This window comes from Rhizobium sp. B230/85 (assembly GCF_019355735.1).
In the GTDB taxonomy this organism is placed as follows: domain Bacteria; phylum Pseudomonadota; class Alphaproteobacteria; order Rhizobiales; family Rhizobiaceae; genus Rhizobium; species Rhizobium rhododendri.
The window spans coordinates 170,983-187,062 of the sequence record NZ_CP072158.1 but is presented as its reverse complement, the minus strand read 5'-3'; the positions used below and the strand labels follow the sequence as shown (position 1 = coordinate 187,062).

The window sequence follows — 16,080 nt, the reverse complement described above, 5'->3', positions numbered from 1 at the left end:
TATGCTGCGGCGCCCACCTGGTAATTTCACCACCGGAGCAAGCGGTTGCCGAGCAGTGCGCCGATGCCGGTGACGAGGGTGACGGCCATCATGTACCAGGATGCGACGAACAGAGGGCTGTCGTCGGGGCAGTGCCAGGCATAGATGGCAGCCGCGATACCGCCAGCCGCAAGGCCGGCGACAGCGCCCGCCAGCCGCGGACTTTCCGGCGCTCCATGGCGGAGGGCGAGCATGAAGCCTGCCAGCGGGACAAGCGACAATACCGGGATGAAGATGAGGCAGAATGCGGCGTGTTGACCCATCATGCTGGATTTCCACGCGACCTCGGGAACGACCACCAATTCGCTGGCGACTGCCACGACCAACGCCGCAAGCGGCAGCAACAACCAGCGCGAGATCGTCAGCGATGCACCGGGGCGGCCGATCCGAAAGACGAGGGCGCAGGCGATAATTGCCAATGTCAGTGTCAAGAGCAGCTTGAAGGCGACACGCACCGTATCGATCGCATCCGCCATATCGGCACGCATACCGATGGTCGACAGTAGCAGGACGGCGGATGCAACGATGCCGATCGCCAGCGCCAGCGCCAGTCTGCGGCCGAGCCGTAAGCGGACCGGGGCGTCTTCCGCCAGGAGGCTGATCAGATCATTCGTCTTCACGCGTTTCACTCCGATAGAACAGGGCCAGAGACTTCAGGGCCCGATGCAGCGCAACGCGCACTGCACCTTCCGTCATTTTCAGCCTTGCGGCCGTTTCGCCAATGCTCGTTCCCTGCAGGGAGATAGAGCGGACTATGTCGCGCTGTGGATCCTTCAGATGCTGCAGCATCCGTTCCGCGTCGAGCCGGTCGAACCCATCGCTCGACGGCTCGGCTTCGAGCGTTTCGATGACGTCCTCGATCGGCACGTTGACCCTGCGGCCCCTTCGCCTAAGGCTGTCGATCAGCTTGTTGCGGACGATGACCGACAGCCATGGACCGATGGGGCGGGCAGGGTCCCAGGTTCCCCGCTTCAGGTGCACAGCAAGAAGCACTTCCTGAACGACATCTTCCGCTTCGCTCGGCGGCGCGCCAAGCTGCTCGCAGCGTCTTCTCGCCATGGCTCGCAGATAAGGTGTCACTGCCGTCAGAAATCGGGTGTAGGCCTGCGTGTCGCCTTCGATGGCGCTGCGCATCCACTCCGCCCATTGCTCTTCGCGCGCTGAATAATTCAACCCACATCATCCCCTACGGCGAGACGCACGATCTTGTTACCGATGCTGCAACAATCTTTTGCACCCTGCCAATATCCTTGCAGCCAAGCCTTGTCCCGCGCATTCGCCAGGACGGCAAGGGCCGTTTGCAAAAAGATTTCGAACGGCCTGTAACAACCCTCGGGTCGTCGCCGTAGTCCCTGTTGCAAGCCAATCACGGCTCATCGACGGGAGACAAAATTATGAAGAACAGCATCGCTACACTGGCACTGGCCGGCTCGCTGGCATCAGCACTCGCAACCATTGCCGCCCCTGCAGCCTTCGCCGCCGACACCAAGGAAAAGTGCTACGGCGTCGCCATGAAAGGCCAGAACGACTGCGCCGCCGGCAAGCACGATTGCGCCGGCAAGTCGACGATGAGCTACGACAAGGCATCCTTCAAGCTCGTACCGACCGGCACCTGCGTCTCGATGAAGACGCCGCATGGCCACGGCATGCTGAAGCCGGTCTGAGCCGAAACGCCCGCACAGCGATCCATTCATCGGAGTTTGACATGACCAACCTTACGACAACCGTCGTCGTCGCCTCTCTGGCAACGGCATTGAGCCTCATCGGCGCCGTCTCGGCCTCGGCCGCCGATGCCAAGAAGGAAAAATGCTACGGCGTCGCCCTCAAGGGCCAGAACGATTGCGCCGCCGGTGCCGGCACCACATGCGCCGGTACCTCCAAGGTCGACTACCAGCAGAACTCCTGGAAGCTCGTTCCCGCCGGCAGCTGCGTCACGATGACGACGCCCAAGGGCCACGGCACGCTGACCCAGGGTCCGGCCCCTATCTGAGCCTACTGCGAGGCGACCTCAGCCAAGAGCGGCGGCACGATTGTCGTGCCGCCCCGTTATCGAAGGGAGAGTGCCATGAAATCCCCCACACTGCCGCCCCGTGCCGGCGTCGGCTTCAAACCGGAGCATTTTTCCGCCATCGATGCCGAGCGACAGCCGATCGGCTTCTTCGAGGTGCATGCCGAAAACTACATGGGTGCCGGCGGACCGCCGCATGCCCGCCTTGGCCGCCTGCGCGAGGATTATGCCCTGTCGATCCATGGCGTCGGCCTCTCCATCGGCTCGATGCAGGCGCTCGACACCGCGCATCTCTACAGGCTCAAGATGCTCTGCGATCGCTACGATCCGGAGAGCTTTTCCGAGCACCTGGCCTGGTCGAGCCACGACAGCGTTTTCCTCAACGACCTGCTACCGCTTCCCTATACGGAGGAGACGCTGGCCCGCGTCGCAGAACATATAGACGAGGTGCAGACGACGATGAAGCGCCAGATGCTGCTCGAAAACCCGGCCACCTACCTGCTGTTCGAGGAGAGCTGCATCGACGAAACCGAGTTCCTTGCGGAACTGGTCCGTCGCACCGGCTGCGGCTTGTTGCTCGACGTCAACAACGTCTTCGTCGCCTCCACCAACCATCACATGAACCCCCGCGAGTACCTTTCCCGCTTCCCGCTGCAGGCCGTGCGCGAAATTCATCTGAGCGGCCATTCCGAAACCACCGACGACGCCGGCGCGCCGCTGCTGATCGATAGCCACGACACGCCGGTCAAGGATCCCGTCTGGACGCTCTACGAAGAGGCAATTGCCCGCACCGGCCCCATTGCGAGCCTGGTGGAATGGGACAACGACGTTCCCTCCTGGTCCATCTTGCGTGCCGAAGCAGAAATGGCCGATGCAATCCTGCAACGGGCCGCCACCCGCCACGCAGCCTGAGGCCGCCATGTCCCTCGACACTCAGGCGCAGTTTGCTAACGCGCTGAGCAACCCGCCCCACGACATGCCGGACGGCCTGACCGCCTGGAACACGCAGCATCCCGCACGGCGGTTCGGCGTGTACCGCAACAACGTTGCCATGGCCCTGACGGGCGCGTTGGCGGCGCGGTTTCCGGTCACGGTCGAGATCGTCGGCGAGGCATTCTTTACAGCCATGGCGCTTGAATTCGTTCGCTGCCATCCACCGCTTTCGCCCCTGCTTCTGGCCTATGGTGACGATTTTGCCGCCTTCGTGGTTGAGTTCGAACCGGCCCGGGAATTGGCCTATCTGCCCGATGTCATCCGCCTGGAGGCTGCCCGCGGCATGGCCTATCACGCCGGGGACAGCATGCCGCTCGACGGCGCAGAGCTTGCAACGGTTGCGCCGGAGTATCTCGCCGGGGTCATTCTCCGACCGCATCCGTCAATGTCCGTCCTGCGCTTCACCACTCCGGCCGTTACCATCTGGGCGATGAATGCGGGGGAACTGGAGCTCGCGCCGATAGACGACTGGCGCGGTGAAGACGCGATGATCGTCAGGCCGCAAATGATCGTCAATATTCACCGCCTGCCACCGGGCGGAGCAACCTTCGTGACGGCGCTGGCCGAAGGCCAAACGTTCGGGGCGGCGGCAGTGGCTGCCATCAATGAGGCCCCAGACTTCGACCTGTCCGCCAATCTCGCGGGCATCCTGCAATCCGGTGCCTTCGCCGCAATCATCTGATCCATCTGGAGACACATCATGACCGACGATATGACCCTGGCCGCAAGGCCGGACCGCACGCTGCTGGGGAAAAGTCGCGCCATACTGCGTCTCCTCGATCGTATTCCGCACGACGCAATCGCATTGCTTTCGCGGCTGTCGATCGCTGCCGTCTTCTGGCAGTCGGGTGAAACGAAGGTCGAAGGATGGCATGTCACCGACAATGCCGTCTACCTGTTCGAGACCGAGTACAAGCTGCCTTTCGTCGATCCATGGCTCGCAGCCCACCTGTCGGCATTTGCCGAACACTTTTTCCCGCTGCTGCTGGTGATCGGGTTTGCCAGCAGGTTATCGGCACTGGCGCTGCTGGGGATGACTATGGTCATCGAGATCTTCGTCTATCCCGACGCCTGGCCAACCCACGGCACATGGGCTGTCTGCTTCCTCGTCATCATCGCCGGCGGGCCCGGAAGACTGTCCGTCGATCATCTCATCGCCCGTCGCACAGGCGTCACCATCTGAAGGCAAAACTATCCGTCTTGGGGCAAGCCGGTATTTGTTTCTACGAGGTTGCTCGCCATCGCAAGTCAAGGAAATCAGGGACTTGTTAACTAAACTTGGCCCCTGTAAGCTTCTTGTAATAAACACTCGCGATGAAGCTTGCACGGTAATCACCGTGCAAAAAGGAGGACTTGTCGATGAATGTCTTGAAAATGACTTTTGCCACTGTTGCGGCAGTAACTCTGGTCGCCTTTGCTTCGCCCTCATGGGCCGAGACGACGATCAAGGTGGTTGAAACCGGCGAGGGCGGGGGCGCCATGGGTCTCAAGCTCGATCCGATGACCGTCAAGGCCGGCCCGGCTGTCCTTTCTGTTCACAACGACGCAGCGACGGAAAATCACGAGATGATCGTGGTCAAGCTCAAGTCGGCCGACCAGAAGATCCCGTTGAACACCGCCAAGCATCGGGTCGACGAGAAGCAGCTGAAGAGCCTTGGCGAAGTCTCCGACCTGAAGCCAGGCGCTAACGGCGAGCTCAAGGTCAATCTGAAGCCCGGCAGCTACCTTGTGTTCTGCAACATCAAGGGACACTATGAAGCTGGCATGGCTGCAACCTTGACAGTCACGCCCTGAAACCAGCCGAGGTCGCCCCCGCTCGATGGCGCGGCCTCGACCCTTCGTCGTTGACAGCCAGCAGGTTCGCGAAACGCCCGACAGTGCCTTTCCGGCCACCACCTGGACAGAGTTCCTCATGATCGGAGACAAAGCTATGCGCGCCAAAATGATGATGACTACATTCGTCGTTGCAATGGGATTGACTGCCGCCTTCGCTGCTGACGAGGGAACCAAGCCTGCCCGCGAGGCCATGATGAAGAAGATCGGCGGTTCCGTCGGCATCATGGCGGCAATGGCAAAGGGCGACAAGCCATACGATGCAGCGGCAGTGAAAGCCGCTCTCATGACGATTTCGGAAACGGCCAAGGCCTTCCCGGACCAGTTCAAGCCGGATTCGGACAAGACCGACAAAGCCGCAAGCCCGAAGATCTGGGAAAACCCGGCCGACTTCAAGGCGCATGCCGACAAGCTCTCGGCCGATGCCGAGATGATCGCCATGAAACTGCCGGCAGACGCTGCAGCCCTCGGCCCGGCATTGAAGCAGCTCGGCGCGGATTGCAGCAGCTGTCATCAGGTCTACCGGCAGAAGGAGTAGCGCGCCTCCGGTTGCAGCGGCGAGTTGACTGACATCGCCAAATCCGCCGAAACTGAAATGGGAGGAAGACCTTGATCCTGAATTTTCGGCGGGTCCTGGCAATCATTGCTGGCGCCGCCCTTGCTGGCGTGGCGGGATTTTATGTCCTGACCAAGCCAACTCCACTTCCCGATAGCCATTGGGCCAACCTCGGAACTCCGGACGTCAAGAAGGGCGAGATGGTTTTCTGGACGGGCGGCTGTTCGAGCTGCCATGCGGCTAAAGGTGCGGAAGGCGATGCAAAGCTCGTCCTCTCCGGCGGCCTCGCGCTCAAGAGCCCGTTTGGCACGTTTCATGTGCCGAACATCTCCCCGGATGACACCGCAGGTCTTGGCAAGTGGACACTTGCGCAGTTCGGCAACGCCATGAAACGCGGCGTTGGACCCGACGGCGAACATCTTTATCCGGCTTTCCCTTACGGCTCCTACAGCCGCATGAGCGATGCCGATGTGAACGACCTGTTCGGCTACCTGAAGACATTGCCGAAGAGCAGCAACGTCGCACCACCCCACGAGCTGCCGTTTCCTTTCAACATCCGGCTGTTGCTCGGCGGCTGGAAACTCTTGTACTTCAGTGAAAAGCCACGCGTCGTGCTGGACAATCCGAGCGACAAGGTGAAGCGCGGGCAATACATCGTCGAAGGACCCGGTCACTGCGGCGAATGCCATACCCCGCGCGATCCGCTGGGTGGCTTCAAGGCCGACAGCTGGCTTGCGGGGGCCCCCAATCCTGAGGGAGAGGGCAACATTCCCGATATCACGCCCGGCTCAAAGTCGATCGGATCCTGGAGCGAAGCCGATATCGCAAGCTACCTGGAAACCGGCATGACTCCGGATTTCGACAGCGTCGGCGGTTCCATGGTGGAGGTCCAGCAGAATCTGGCCCATCTGCCCGCCTCGGACCGCGAAGCGATCGCCGCCTATCTCAAGGCGATACCGTCGAGGTGACGCGGGCGAGACGTCATTTGTCCCAACCGCTTGCTTTGAAACCCGATCATTGCGCTGCCTGGCAACCGCTGGACAGGATATTGCCTGCAGCCCCGGAGACGGCAACGACCGAATAGTCGTCGATGACCCTCGTCCCGGCACGGCGGGCAACGTGCTCGACGGGGCCGGTGGATCGGAAGCATTTCAGATACTGTGCCAGCCGCCCTTCGCCGGTGCGCACCACCAGCAAGGCAGACTTTTCCGCAAGAGAGGCGTCGGGGCTTTCGAATGTGTAGCGCTGCCGATCGACGATCGATTGAACCTTGTCTGCTTGATGCGAATAGAAGGCGATTTCGCCTGTGAGCCCATAGTCGGTCGTGGCGATCCATGCGGCACCGGTTTGCTGCCTGCGGCCTTCCAGCTCCGTCGTCAGGTCTTGCCAGCCGATGACCGTGTCGGCCGGGCTCGTAAACGGAACGCGCTCGCCCATCGGCGTGGCGAGGTAGAGAGGGAGCAGGGACGACAGTCCTATGCCGACCGGCACGACCCAGAGCCGGAGACGCCTCAGATGGACGTTGCCCGAAGCCTCACCTGCCACCGCTGCGGCAATGGCAAGCGCCGGGTAGGCAGGGGCAGGCCAGTTCGGATGCACCCAGTCATGTAGCGAGTGAATGATCAGATACGCGACCAGGGGGGCGGTCAGTGCGACCAGAAAGATGAAGGGGTCCGACCGGCGATTTTGGCAATGGCGGCAAAACCGCCAGACCGCAATACCCGCAAAGATGGCGATGACCGGGTTCATCAGTCCGAATTGCCCGCCGATGAATGTGGCAAGCGAATTGAGCGCCGGATGATTGTCGCCGAGCCGGCCGAACTGCTTGGCAAAGGACGCCCAGCCATGATCTGCATTCCAGACCAGCACCGGCATGAAGACCGCAAAGGCCGCCAAGCCTCCCAGCAGGATCCATGGGCTAAAGCGCCAGCGTGCGGCCCTGGGATCAAGTAAGAGCCACAGCAGGATCCCGGGACCGATGAAGAAGTTGGTGTACTTGCCGACGCAGCCGGCTCCGGCAAGTACACCGACAACGATCCACCAAAGCGGATTTTCCGTGCGTCGCAGGCGCGCCAGGGCCCAGATTGTCAGGGACCAGAACATCACGGACGGCGCATCTGGGGTCGCGAAAATAGCCTCGAGCCCCACCAGGAACATTGCGTTCAGCCAGACCGCAGAACGAAAAGCCAATCGGGTGTCGTTATAGAGTTCGATGACGGTCGCATACACCGCCAGCGATGCCACGGAGACCGACAACACGGGTAAGGCGCGAACGCCGAGCGCGGTATCGCCGAAGACATGGGTGGACAGCCATATCCACCACGCGATCATCGGCGGATGATCGTAATAACCGGCCGAGGGAACGCGGGACCAAAGCCAGTAATAAGCCTCGTCGGAATTGAGGTCGGTGTGTGCCATGGCAAAGAGCCGAAACGCCGCGAGCACCGCAGCCAGCAGCATGACCGGCCACCAGTCACCGACGCGTATCCCGCCGGCTTTATAGTGCACGCGGAATGACCTTAAGGATTGCGGACGCGCGTGTTCGGACGTCAACAACTGCCGCGGCGGACTTATGCAGACACGTCTTTTTCACCAACACGCAAGCGTTCCCTCGATAGGTCTGATGGCAGGGTCCATACCAGACCGAATTCCGAAATGCGACGGCCATTGAAGGCCAAAACTTACGCCAGACTTACATGGACAGCTTATCAACCTTTTATTGCATCGTCACAAGTTTACAATTTCTCGAATAGTGTTCAGGTCGATGTCAGCTGTTTGGTATCTTAGGTTTCACCAAGCAGATCCCCCAACCTGAAAGATCCCGTCTTGGAAAATCACCATTCAAATTCTTTTTCGCTGCCGCAGCGTGTGCTTCACTGGCTGACGGTTCTCCTGGTGTTCTTCAACCTGTTGCTTCCCGATGGAATGAGCGAGTGGAACCGCGCCATCGAGGAGACCGGCTCGGCGAGCGCAGACCAGATCGCAAGCGCCAATATCCACGCCTATGTCGGCATCGCCATATTCTTCGTCGTCCTCGCGCGCCTTTTCCTGCGCTTCACCAGCGGCGCCCCGGCATCGCCTTCACAGGAACCGAAGATTTTCAGCATCGCTGCCAAGTTCGCGCATGCAACGCTTTACCTCCTACTGCTTGCTATGCCGCTGACCGGTGGGGCGGCCTACTATTTCGGCATCGACGTCGCAGGCGGTATTCATGCGGATGTGCTGAAGGTCATCCTCTGGGTGCTGATCGGCGGACATGTGCTCGGAGCGCTGGTCCACCAGTTCTACTGGAAGACAAATGTCCTGCGCCGGATGACCGTAGGCTGACGCTTGTAGCAGCCGTTCCCGAATAGAAAAACACTGGAAAACTCAAACTTCGCCATCTGGAGAACCGTTGGATGCGACTGCTTTTGGTCGAAGACAACAGCCGCCTCGGCAAACTGACCTGCGGTGCGCTGAAGGCGGCAGGCTTTGCAGCCGATCTGTTTTCGAATGCCGAAGAGGCAGAGGCGGCGATGGCTGTCGTCGCCTACGATGTGATCGTGCTCGATCTCGGCCTGCCGGATCGGGACGGCGCGTCGCTGTTGGAGCCCGCCCGGCGACACGCGCCATCCGCGCCGATCCTCATCCTGACAGCCCGCGACGATAGCTCGTCGGTGATAGACTTGCTCAACCGCGGCGCCGACGACTACCTCTGCAAGCCGTTCGTCATGGATGTTCTGATTGCACGGGTTCGCGCGCTGCTGCGCCGGCCGGGAACCATGCGCACGTCGGTACTGAGCGAGCGCAACGTGGAGCTCGATCCCGCGCAATATCGCGTCCGGGTCGGCGGGCATGATCTCGACATCAGCCGTCGCGAGCTTTCGGCGCTGGAACTTCTCATGCGACGGTCCTCGCGCGTCATATCGCGCGCCGATTTCGAGGAATCGATGTACGGCTTCGGTGAGGAAGTCAGCTCCAACGCGGTGGAGGTGCTCATCCACCGCCTGCGACGGAAGCTGGAAGGGGCAGGGGCGGAGATCGAGATCCACAATCTGCGCGGCCTCGGCTACATGCTGGCAGAAAAGCGGCCATGAGCTACCGAAAACTATCGCTGTTTTCGCGGCTGGTGCTCTCCATGTCGCTCGTGGCGACGCTTGCGGTCTTCGCCAGCATCGGTTTTCTCTACATCCGCTTCGCATCGGCCAATAATCGCTTTCGCGAGGAGACGCTGCTGACCTTTGCCCGGGGAATGGCCAAGGAACTGCCCTTGCAGCAGGGCGGCTTCAAGTTCGTGGTGAACCGGCTTGGCGAACTGCACGGCCAATACGCCGTGCTAACTGCGGCGAATGAGTTGCTGAGCGCATCCGACGGTGTTTCCGGACCACTCGTGCCCGCCGACGATGTCGACCAGCGCTATTTCTCACTGCCTGCCCATGACGGCATCCCGAGACTTTTTGGCCTGTCGCTGCGCCTTGCCGACAAAGGCTTGGCTCGCTATGTCCAGGTGGCCTTTCCCAGCAGTCATCTCGTGTTCGACAGCGTTCTAGAAGAATTCGTCGGGGACATCGCCTGGATCTGGCTGCCCTTCGTCGTGGCGATCCTCGTGACCAACATCGTGGTTGCCAAACTCGCGCTCCGGCCACTCACCCGCGCGGCGCGCGAGGCGGAAGGGATCAGCCCGGCCAGCATCAGCGTTCGCCTGACCGAAGGCGACATGCCGCCCGATGTGCTGGCCATCGTCAAGGCTGTGAACAATGCGCTCGGCGGGCTGCAGGGCGGCTATCTGGCCCTCGAGCGCTTCTCCGGCAACATCGCCCACGAGCTGCGCACGCCGATGACCATCATCAAGGCGCAGCTTTCGGCCTCCGACGGAGCGTTTTCCTGCGACCTCGAACGAGACTTCGATGCGCTGGAGCGGATCGTCACGCAACTGGTGGACAGGGTGCGGCTCGGCGGCCTTCATTTCGAAACGGACGACTGCGTCGACCTGTGCGAGATCGTCCGTCGCGTCGGCGCCTTCCTCGCCCCGATCATAATCCAGAAGGGCAGGTCGATCGAGATCATCACGCCAGACCACCCCGTTCTCATCAGCGGCGCCAACGACTTCATCTTCCGGGCGCTGCGAAACCTGATCGAGAATGCGGTCGAACACAGTCCTGTCGCCGGCACGGTGACGATCACCGTCAGCAACGAGCGCGAAATCACAGTCACGGACGAGGGGACAGGGTTTCCGCCCATCAAGCTCGATCCGGTGGCAAGAAGAACCCAGCAGTCCGTCAGCGATCGTTCCGATGGACTGGGGCTTGGGCTCTCCATCGTCGACGAAACAATGATGGCGCACGGGGGATTGCTGTTCCTGTCCAACCCGACCGGCGGCGGAGCGTCTGCGCGGATGGTCTTTCCGACACCCTCTTCTCCTCGAGCTCTGTAAGTCGCCTGTAAGCTGCAGCCGGCATAACCAGCGAAGCGATCGAATGGCCCTCACAGCCCCATCGCCAAACGCGGATGGATGAACCGTGCGCTCAATCTGGCTGCGCCCGACGCATGATGCGGAGGCCGGCCGAAGGAGATGCATCCTTGTCTGCCATTTCATCCATCGCCGCCCTTTCCACCACCGCAGCCGTCCAGACACGACCACCGGTTTCCCCGGCTGCATCTGCCAATCCGTCGGGCACTCCCCAGCCGACAGTTGGCGCCTCATCGGCCGCCAATGTGCCGTCTGCCATCGCCGCACTCTCTCTGCGTAGCGCGTCGGATGGCGATTCAGACGACCGCTAGGACGCATCAAAGTGGCGGCGAGCCGGCCTGCTGCCGTGTCGCCGCTATTCCGTAAGTCAGCTGTAATTCCTGCCGCCAATAGCTGTGGCAGCAAATCGGCGAATGCGCCGACAAGAGATCGCAGCGGGTAATGACGACATGCACCGGGTCAATCGCGAGACACTTACCGTCCCTGTCTATCTGATCAATCTGGACAGGGCGCCCGACCGTCTGGAACTGATGACCTCGATGCTTTCGGATCTGTCGTTGCCGTTCGAGAGGGTCTCCGCCATCGACGGGAGAGCAATCCAGTTCCCGACCGCCGATTTTGCCGAGCGCGCCTATGTCCTGCGCCACGGCAGGCGGCGCAACCCGGCCGAGGTCGGATGCTATCTGAGCCACATCGAATGCGCTCGCCGGCTGCTGGCCTCATCGTCGGAGCATGCCCTCGTGCTCGAGGACGACGCGGTTCTTCCCGACGATATCAGCGACCTCATCCACGGCGCTATTAAAGCTGGCGAGACCTGGGATATTCTGCGGCTATCGAGCGTCAACAGCGGCAAAAAGCATGTTTTCCGCAAGCTCACGCCCCGCCGGAGCCTGGCGATCTCACTGACGCGCGAAAAAGGGTCTGGCGCATACGTCATCAACCGGCGGGCGGCGGAGTGGTTCGTCACCGGCCTGATGCCCATGCGCCTTCCCTTCGACATTGCCTTCGATCTTGAATATTTTGCCGGCCTGAAGGCAGCCTTCGTCGTTCCCGTGCCGGTCGTTCAGGATATCGGCCTGATATCACAGATACAGGGCCACCGACGGGCGTTTCATCTTTCGCGCTGGCATTATCTATCCGTCCAGCCCTACAGGGCATGGCTGGAGATCACGCGTCTGCTCAGCCGGTCTGCGCGGTTGCTATCGGCCCTCGCAAGGGACGGCGCCGAACCCGATCGGCACGCCTATGATCGAGCGCTTCTCGGCGAAGACCGATACCTGCCAGACATGGCCGTTTCAACGGACCAGCACAGCAGGCAGCGGCGACAAGGACGCCGACGTGCATGACACCAACGGGATCATCAACCTTTCACACGGGCGCGGTAGTCAGATGCCGGGACGCCGCTGGCTTGGCAAAGCAGGGCGAGGGTGCGGGGGGCTGACAGCGGTTTGCAAGAGTGCAGCCAGATTTCCTTTGGCGCTTCAGGCTCCTGTCAGCGTCGAGCGATATCCAGCAGCATGGCTGCAGATGATCGTGGGCGTCGAACGCAGCAAGGCAGGTGGGATAAAACACCGTAAGCGAGAATATTGTGCCGATGTCTGATCTGACGAGCGTTGCCGCCCCGCAAGCCTATACGGCGAGAAGCCGTGTCATATTTATGGTGACGTTCGTTCTCTGGTGGGCAATCCTCGCTCTGTTCAATGCCTTTCCTTCCATCGATATCGCCGTCGCACAGCGGTTCTTCACCGGCACAAATTGCAGCATATTCGACGCCGTCGGCCGGACTTGCGGCAGTTTTGCCTACGATGCCAGCCCGTTTTTCACAGCGGCACGCAACGTGCTCTTCGTGCTTCCCTACATCGCAGTCGCCGTCTTGATTGCCGACCTCATCCGCTGCAAATTCACTGGTGCTGCGGACTGGAAGAGCCCGCGGGTGATGCTCAGCCTGACAGCGCTGATGTCGCTGGCGCTCGGTTGCGGCCTGACCGTCAACCTTTTCCTGAAGACATTTTCAGGCCGCCCACGCCCGCGCGAGACGTCCTGGTTCGGAGGCCAGCTGGATTTTGTCCAAGCGGGCTCGTTCGCCGGGAAATGTCTCAAGAACTGCTCGTTCGTGTCGGGAGAGGCATCGTCGGCGGGATGGCTTTTCTGTCTCATCCTTCTTCTGCCGGCACGCTGGCGCCTGACGCTGGGGTTGCCCATGGCCTTTATCTCCCTCATCATCCCCGTGATGCGCGTGCTCACGGGCGCGCACTATCTCTCGGATGTCATCCTTGGCTGGCTGTCGTCCGTGGTGATTTTTGCGGGAGTTCTGGCGGTGGCTGAGGGAATGACCAACCGTCGCTATCTCTGAGCGTCCGCGGTCAAGCCAGAAAATTTTCAATCAAAGTGACTGACGCTCTTCTTTGAAACGCCATTTATCGTGCGCAATCCGCATCCGGCGATCGTCTTCAGCGACGGCCACCAGGGTGAGATCCCCTGAGGCCTGGCAAAACGGCGAATACGGACAAGAGCATCGCCAAGGTCGAAGGGCTTCGTCAGGTAGTCAATCGCACCGTTTTCCAACCCCTCGATCCTGTCGGAAGCCTGGTCGTAAGCGGACAGGATAATGACAGGGATGTGCGGCGACGTCTGCTGCAAGGAACGGAGCAGACAGAGCCCGCTTCCGTCAGGCAGATGCAGATCCAGCAGCACCAGAGCGTACGACCCCTCGTCTGCGGCGACGCGGGCTGCCGCAAGGGTCAGCACCCAGTCCACGTCCCATCCGTCCGCTACGATGTGGTCGTGCAGCGCATCGCCGATGAGGAAGTTGTCCTCGACCAAAAGAATACGCAAATCCGCTACCCCCGAAGCATTAGCGTCGGTAGATGCACGTTTATACTGACATTCACCTGAAATTGTTCTCGATCAATGCGCCCCGCCAAATACCGGTGACACTCGACTGGGGCGCGCTGTTTGCGTCCCCGGAACAGGCAGGTTCAGGCGTCTGTCAGCTTTGCGCAAGATAGTGAACGGCAACCGTCATCGGTCCGTCTTGCTGTGGTCGACTTCAAAGTGCCGCCAGCCCAACAGACTGGCCTCAGAGAAAGCCGTACTCCGAACATGACCAGTTTTTCCCATCTCAACCTGTTGGTCCCCGGTCTGTCGTGCGCGACGTGACGACGCCTGCGATGGTGGCCGGAGGTCCCGGCTCAGGTGCCAGGCAAGCGCTCGACATTTCCGTGGAGCAACGATCCGGGCTCGCAGCACGTCCTTTCCTCTGGGGGAGCTTGACGGCCTACGCTATCGACGTGTTGCTCTTCGAGATGCTTTTCGGTCTCGGCATCAGCCTGCCGGTGGCATTGGCCGCAAGCTTTGCTGTGGCGTCGACCTTCTCCTACATTCTGCACTCCAGAGCGGCAGCCGGAGGCGGCGTCTGGCATCAGCTTGGCCGCTACGTGGCAATCTGCTTTCTGGGGTTCGGACTGCGCGGCGGGGTATTTGCGGACGCGATGGCGTTGCTGACATGGTCGCCGTCAGCCGCAATCGTCCTCGGCGCCGGCGCTTCAGCGGTTGCGTGCTATTTCGGCAATCACTTTTTCGTCTTCCGGATGACGTGGCCTTCCTCGGCGCCGGCGCGCTGGCAGTTGGCGGCAGCAGGCGTGGTTTGCTATATGCTGGCGCTGCGTCTCGCCTATATCGGCGTCGTCGATCTTCTGCCGGAAGAGGCCTATTATTGGAACTTCTCCCGCCATATCGACATCGGCTACCTGGATCACCCACCGATGTCCGCGTGGATGATCTGGCTTGGGACCGCGCTTTTCGGCGATACCGAATTCGGCGTCCGCATCGGGGCCTACCTTGCGTGGATCGTTGCGTGCTTGTTCGTCTACCGCCTGACAGCCCATCTTTTCGACAAGACGACCGCAATTGTCGGGCTTGTCCTCACCGCCGTGCTACCCGTCTTCTTTTACACCGGGTTCCTGATGACACCGGACGTGCCCCTGACTGCGGCCTGGGCAGGGGCGCTGTACTTCCTCGAACGGGCGCTGGTTGCAGACAAGCGCAATGCCTGGTGGGGCGTGGGGGTCTGTGCCGGTCTCGGCATGCTGTCGAAATACACGATTGCGCTGCTCGGCCCCGCAGCCCTGATCTTCATGCTCATCGACCCGCGAGCGCGGCGATGGCTGATGAGGCCCCAACCCTATCTTGCAGCTGCCACGGCGCTTTTCCTGTTCAGCCCCGTCATCTACTGGAATGCGACACATGCCTGGGCGTCTTTCGCCTTCCAGAGCACCCAGCGTCTCGCCGACACGCCGGCTTTTTCCTCGCCGGCGCTGGTCGCAAGCGCGGCATTGCTGCTGACGCCGCTTGGGCTCATCGTCGCAATCGCAACGCTGGTCTCATGTCTTCGCCGCCTCGTCACGGCGCAGAAAACCGATGTGCAGGTGAGACGAAGGACGCTGTTCATGCTGGTGTTCACGTTGACGCCCCTGTCGGTTTTTGCAGCGTTCAGTCTCGGGCATGAGGTGAAGCTCAACTGGACGGGGCCGGTGTGGCTCGCGATCCTGCCCGCCGTCGCCGCGACCATCATCGACGCCAATTCCGGTTCTTCCAGGATTGCCGCAGCGCTGCGCCGGTCCTGGGCGCCGACGCTGCTTGGTACGCTGGCCATATACGCCGTGTGTCTGCACTATCTGGTCCTCGGGCTGCCGTTCGCGGGCCATCTCGGAAACATCCGCACATTGCCGGTGGCCTGGGACGATCTCGGCCGCGAAGTCGGCCTGATCGAACGGTCTGTCGAGGAGCAGGCGGGCCAGAGCGTGCTTGTGGCAGGCATGGACAAATACTTCGTTGCCAGCGAACTCGCTTTCTACAACAGGCGCGACGGCAACGTTGCGGGCAACTCCGTCGGCGCCGGTCCGCTTGGCAACGATAGTCTCATGTACGGATATTGGTACAGGCCTGCGGAAATGCAGGGCCGCACCATCATGCTGGTCAGCCTGAAAAAGAGCGACGTCGATAAACCCGGCGCGGGACGCTACTTCGATCGCCTCACGGATATCCAGACGCATGGCGTCAGCCGGAATGGCGTTACCATCGGCAAGTTCTACTACCGCATTGGATATGGCTATCGGGACTGCGCCTCGCCGGCGGCACAATGCCCGTCGCAATGAGCACCCCGATCGAATTCGCATGCAGCGCTTCAGTTTGTCGTCAGGG

Annotated in this window: 19 protein-coding genes; 14 read left to right on the top strand and 5 right to left on the bottom strand. The window is 61.1% G+C overall.

The window, feature by feature from the left end:
* Window positions 1–26: 26 nt before the first annotated feature.
* Both J5289_RS25975 and J5289_RS25970 read right to left on the bottom strand, forming a co-directional pair.
* Window positions 27–659, bottom strand: coding sequence for an NrsF family protein (locus J5289_RS25975; protein ID WP_209185529.1), 633 nt, complete (start codon window positions 657–659; stop codon window positions 27–29).
* On the bottom strand, window positions 646–1,212 hold the full coding sequence (locus tag J5289_RS25970) for a sigma-70 family RNA polymerase sigma factor (protein ID WP_209185530.1): 567 nt from the start codon (window positions 1,210–1,212) through the stop codon (window positions 646–648). Before J5289_RS25970 ends, J5289_RS25975 begins: the two co-directional genes overlap by 14 nt.
* A 221-nt stretch (window positions 1,213–1,433) precedes the next feature.
* On the opposite strand from J5289_RS25970, the gene J5289_RS25965 reads away from it, so the two are divergent.
* The 8 genes from J5289_RS25965 (at window position 1,434) to J5289_RS25930 (ending at window position 6,397) form a co-directional block, all read left to right on the top strand.
* Window positions 1,434–1,703, top strand: a complete 270-nt coding sequence (locus J5289_RS25965) for a DUF2282 domain-containing protein (RefSeq protein WP_209185531.1) — start codon at window positions 1,434–1,436, stop codon at window positions 1,701–1,703.
* A gap of 41 nt (window positions 1,704–1,744) precedes the next feature.
* On the top strand, window positions 1,745–2,029 hold the full coding sequence (locus J5289_RS25960) for a DUF2282 domain-containing protein (protein ID WP_142825082.1): 285 nt from the start codon (window positions 1,745–1,747) through the stop codon (window positions 2,027–2,029).
* 75 nt (window positions 2,030–2,104) lie between these two features.
* Window positions 2,105–2,959, top strand: a complete 855-nt coding sequence (locus tag J5289_RS25955; protein WP_209185532.1) for a DUF692 family multinuclear iron-containing protein — start codon at window positions 2,105–2,107, stop codon at window positions 2,957–2,959.
* Window positions 2,960–2,966: 7 nt separating this feature from the next.
* On the top strand, window positions 2,967–3,722 hold the full coding sequence (locus J5289_RS25950; protein WP_209185533.1) for a DNA-binding domain-containing protein: 756 nt from the start codon (window positions 2,967–2,969) through the stop codon (window positions 3,720–3,722).
* 30 nt (window positions 3,723–3,752) lie between these two features.
* Complete coding sequence (locus J5289_RS25945) at window positions 3,753–4,223, top strand: DoxX family protein (protein WP_247749376.1); 471 nt, start codon at window positions 3,753–3,755, stop codon at window positions 4,221–4,223.
* A gap of 191 nt (window positions 4,224–4,414) precedes the next feature.
* Window positions 4,415–4,834, top strand: a complete 420-nt coding sequence (locus tag J5289_RS25940) for a plastocyanin/azurin family copper-binding protein (protein WP_142829468.1) — start codon at window positions 4,415–4,417, stop codon at window positions 4,832–4,834.
* A 136-nt stretch (window positions 4,835–4,970) separates the two neighbouring features.
* Window positions 4,971–5,411, top strand: coding sequence for a cytochrome c (locus J5289_RS25935; protein WP_142825079.1), 441 nt, complete (start codon window positions 4,971–4,973; stop codon window positions 5,409–5,411).
* A gap of 77 nt (window positions 5,412–5,488) precedes the next feature.
* On the top strand, window positions 5,489–6,397 hold the full coding sequence (locus J5289_RS25930) for a cytochrome c (RefSeq protein WP_374108341.1): 909 nt from the start codon (window positions 5,489–5,491) through the stop codon (window positions 6,395–6,397).
* Between the two features lie 46 nt (window positions 6,398–6,443).
* Here J5289_RS25930 and J5289_RS25925 read toward each other — a convergent pair whose 3' ends face one another.
* Entirely contained in the window at window positions 6,444–7,937 is a 1,494-nt protein-coding gene (locus J5289_RS25925; RefSeq protein ID WP_209185535.1) for a glycosyltransferase family 39 protein, read from the bottom strand.
* Between the two features lie 318 nt (window positions 7,938–8,255).
* Here J5289_RS25925 and J5289_RS25920 point away from each other — a divergent pair, with 318 nt between their 5' ends.
* From J5289_RS25920 to J5289_RS25910, 3 genes are all read left to right on the top strand, one after another.
* Window positions 8,256–8,756, top strand: a complete 501-nt coding sequence (locus J5289_RS25920) for a cytochrome b (protein WP_209185536.1) — start codon at window positions 8,256–8,258, stop codon at window positions 8,754–8,756.
* Between the two features lie 71 nt (window positions 8,757–8,827).
* Entirely contained in the window at window positions 8,828–9,505 is a 678-nt protein-coding gene (locus J5289_RS25915; protein ID WP_111221038.1) for a response regulator transcription factor, read from the top strand.
* The gene (locus J5289_RS25910; RefSeq protein ID WP_209207544.1) at window positions 9,502–10,842 is read left to right on the top strand and encodes a HAMP domain-containing sensor histidine kinase; all 1,341 of its coding nucleotides are present in this window, start codon (window positions 9,502–9,504) and stop codon (window positions 10,840–10,842) included. The genes J5289_RS25915 and J5289_RS25910 overlap by 4 nt, the downstream gene beginning before the upstream one ends.
* A 91-nt stretch (window positions 10,843–10,933) precedes the next feature.
* Here J5289_RS25910 and J5289_RS25905 read toward each other — a convergent pair whose 3' ends face one another.
* Window positions 10,934–11,137, bottom strand: a complete 204-nt coding sequence (locus J5289_RS25905) for a hypothetical protein (RefSeq protein WP_209185538.1) — start codon at window positions 11,135–11,137, stop codon at window positions 10,934–10,936.
* A 154-nt stretch (window positions 11,138–11,291) separates the two neighbouring features.
* Between J5289_RS25905 and J5289_RS25900 the strand changes: the two genes are divergently transcribed.
* Together J5289_RS25900 and J5289_RS25895 are read left to right on the top strand one after the other, a co-directional pair.
* Window positions 11,292–12,224: a glycosyltransferase family 25 protein gene (locus tag J5289_RS25900; RefSeq protein ID WP_247749361.1), complete on the top strand. Its 933-nt coding sequence runs from the start codon at window positions 11,292–11,294 to the stop codon at window positions 12,222–12,224.
* Window positions 12,225–12,472: 248 nt separating this feature from the next.
* Window positions 12,473–13,231 carry a phosphatase PAP2 family protein gene (locus tag J5289_RS25895; RefSeq protein ID WP_209188071.1) on the top strand — a complete coding sequence of 253 codons (759 nt, stop codon included), beginning with the start codon at window positions 12,473–12,475 and terminating at the stop codon, window positions 13,229–13,231.
* Window positions 13,232–13,257: 26 nt separating this feature from the next.
* Here the strand turns inward: J5289_RS25895 and J5289_RS25890 are convergent, their stop codons facing one another.
* On the bottom strand, window positions 13,258–13,713 hold the full coding sequence (locus tag J5289_RS25890) for a response regulator (protein WP_209185540.1): 456 nt from the start codon (window positions 13,711–13,713) through the stop codon (window positions 13,258–13,260).
* A 320-nt stretch (window positions 13,714–14,033) separates the two neighbouring features.
* Here J5289_RS25890 and J5289_RS25885 point away from each other — a divergent pair, with 320 nt between their 5' ends.
* Window positions 14,034–16,034, top strand: a complete 2,001-nt coding sequence (locus J5289_RS25885) for a glycosyltransferase family 39 protein (RefSeq protein ID WP_209185541.1) — start codon at window positions 14,034–14,036, stop codon at window positions 16,032–16,034.
* Window positions 16,035–16,080: the final 46 nt, after the last annotated feature.

Excerpts from the sequence above, each read along its gene's own strand:
- J5289_RS25965 (WP_209185531.1), top strand. The coding sequence starts at position 1,434 with ATGAAGAACAGCATCGCTACACTGGCACTGGCCGGCTCGCTGGCATCA.
- J5289_RS25960 (WP_142825082.1), top strand. The coding sequence starts at position 1,745 with ATGACCAACCTTACGACAACCGTCGTCGTCGCCTCTCTGGCAACGGCA.
- J5289_RS25955 (WP_209185532.1), top strand. The coding sequence starts at position 2,105 with ATGAAATCCCCCACACTGCCGCCCCGTGCCGGCGTCGGCTTCAAACCG.
- J5289_RS25950 (WP_209185533.1), top strand. The coding sequence starts at position 2,967 with ATGTCCCTCGACACTCAGGCGCAGTTTGCTAACGCGCTGAGCAACCCG.
- J5289_RS25945 (WP_247749376.1), top strand. The coding sequence starts at position 3,753 with ATGACCCTGGCCGCAAGGCCGGACCGCACGCTGCTGGGGAAAAGTCGC.
- J5289_RS25940 (WP_142829468.1), top strand. The coding sequence starts at position 4,415 with ATGACTTTTGCCACTGTTGCGGCAGTAACTCTGGTCGCCTTTGCTTCG.
- J5289_RS25935 (WP_142825079.1), top strand. The coding sequence starts at position 4,971 with ATGCGCGCCAAAATGATGATGACTACATTCGTCGTTGCAATGGGATTG.
- J5289_RS25915 (WP_111221038.1), top strand. The coding sequence starts at position 8,828 with ATGCGACTGCTTTTGGTCGAAGACAACAGCCGCCTCGGCAAACTGACC.
- J5289_RS25910 (WP_209207544.1), top strand. The coding sequence starts at position 9,502 with ATGAGCTACCGAAAACTATCGCTGTTTTCGCGGCTGGTGCTCTCCATG.
- J5289_RS25905 (WP_209185538.1), bottom strand. The coding sequence starts at position 11,137 with ATGGCAGACGGCACATTGGCGGCCGATGAGGCGCCAACTGTCGGCTGG.
- J5289_RS25900 (WP_247749361.1), top strand. The coding sequence starts at position 11,292 with ATGCGCCGACAAGAGATCGCAGCGGGTAATGACGACATGCACCGGGTC.
- J5289_RS25895 (WP_209188071.1), top strand. The coding sequence starts at position 12,473 with ATGTCTGATCTGACGAGCGTTGCCGCCCCGCAAGCCTATACGGCGAGA.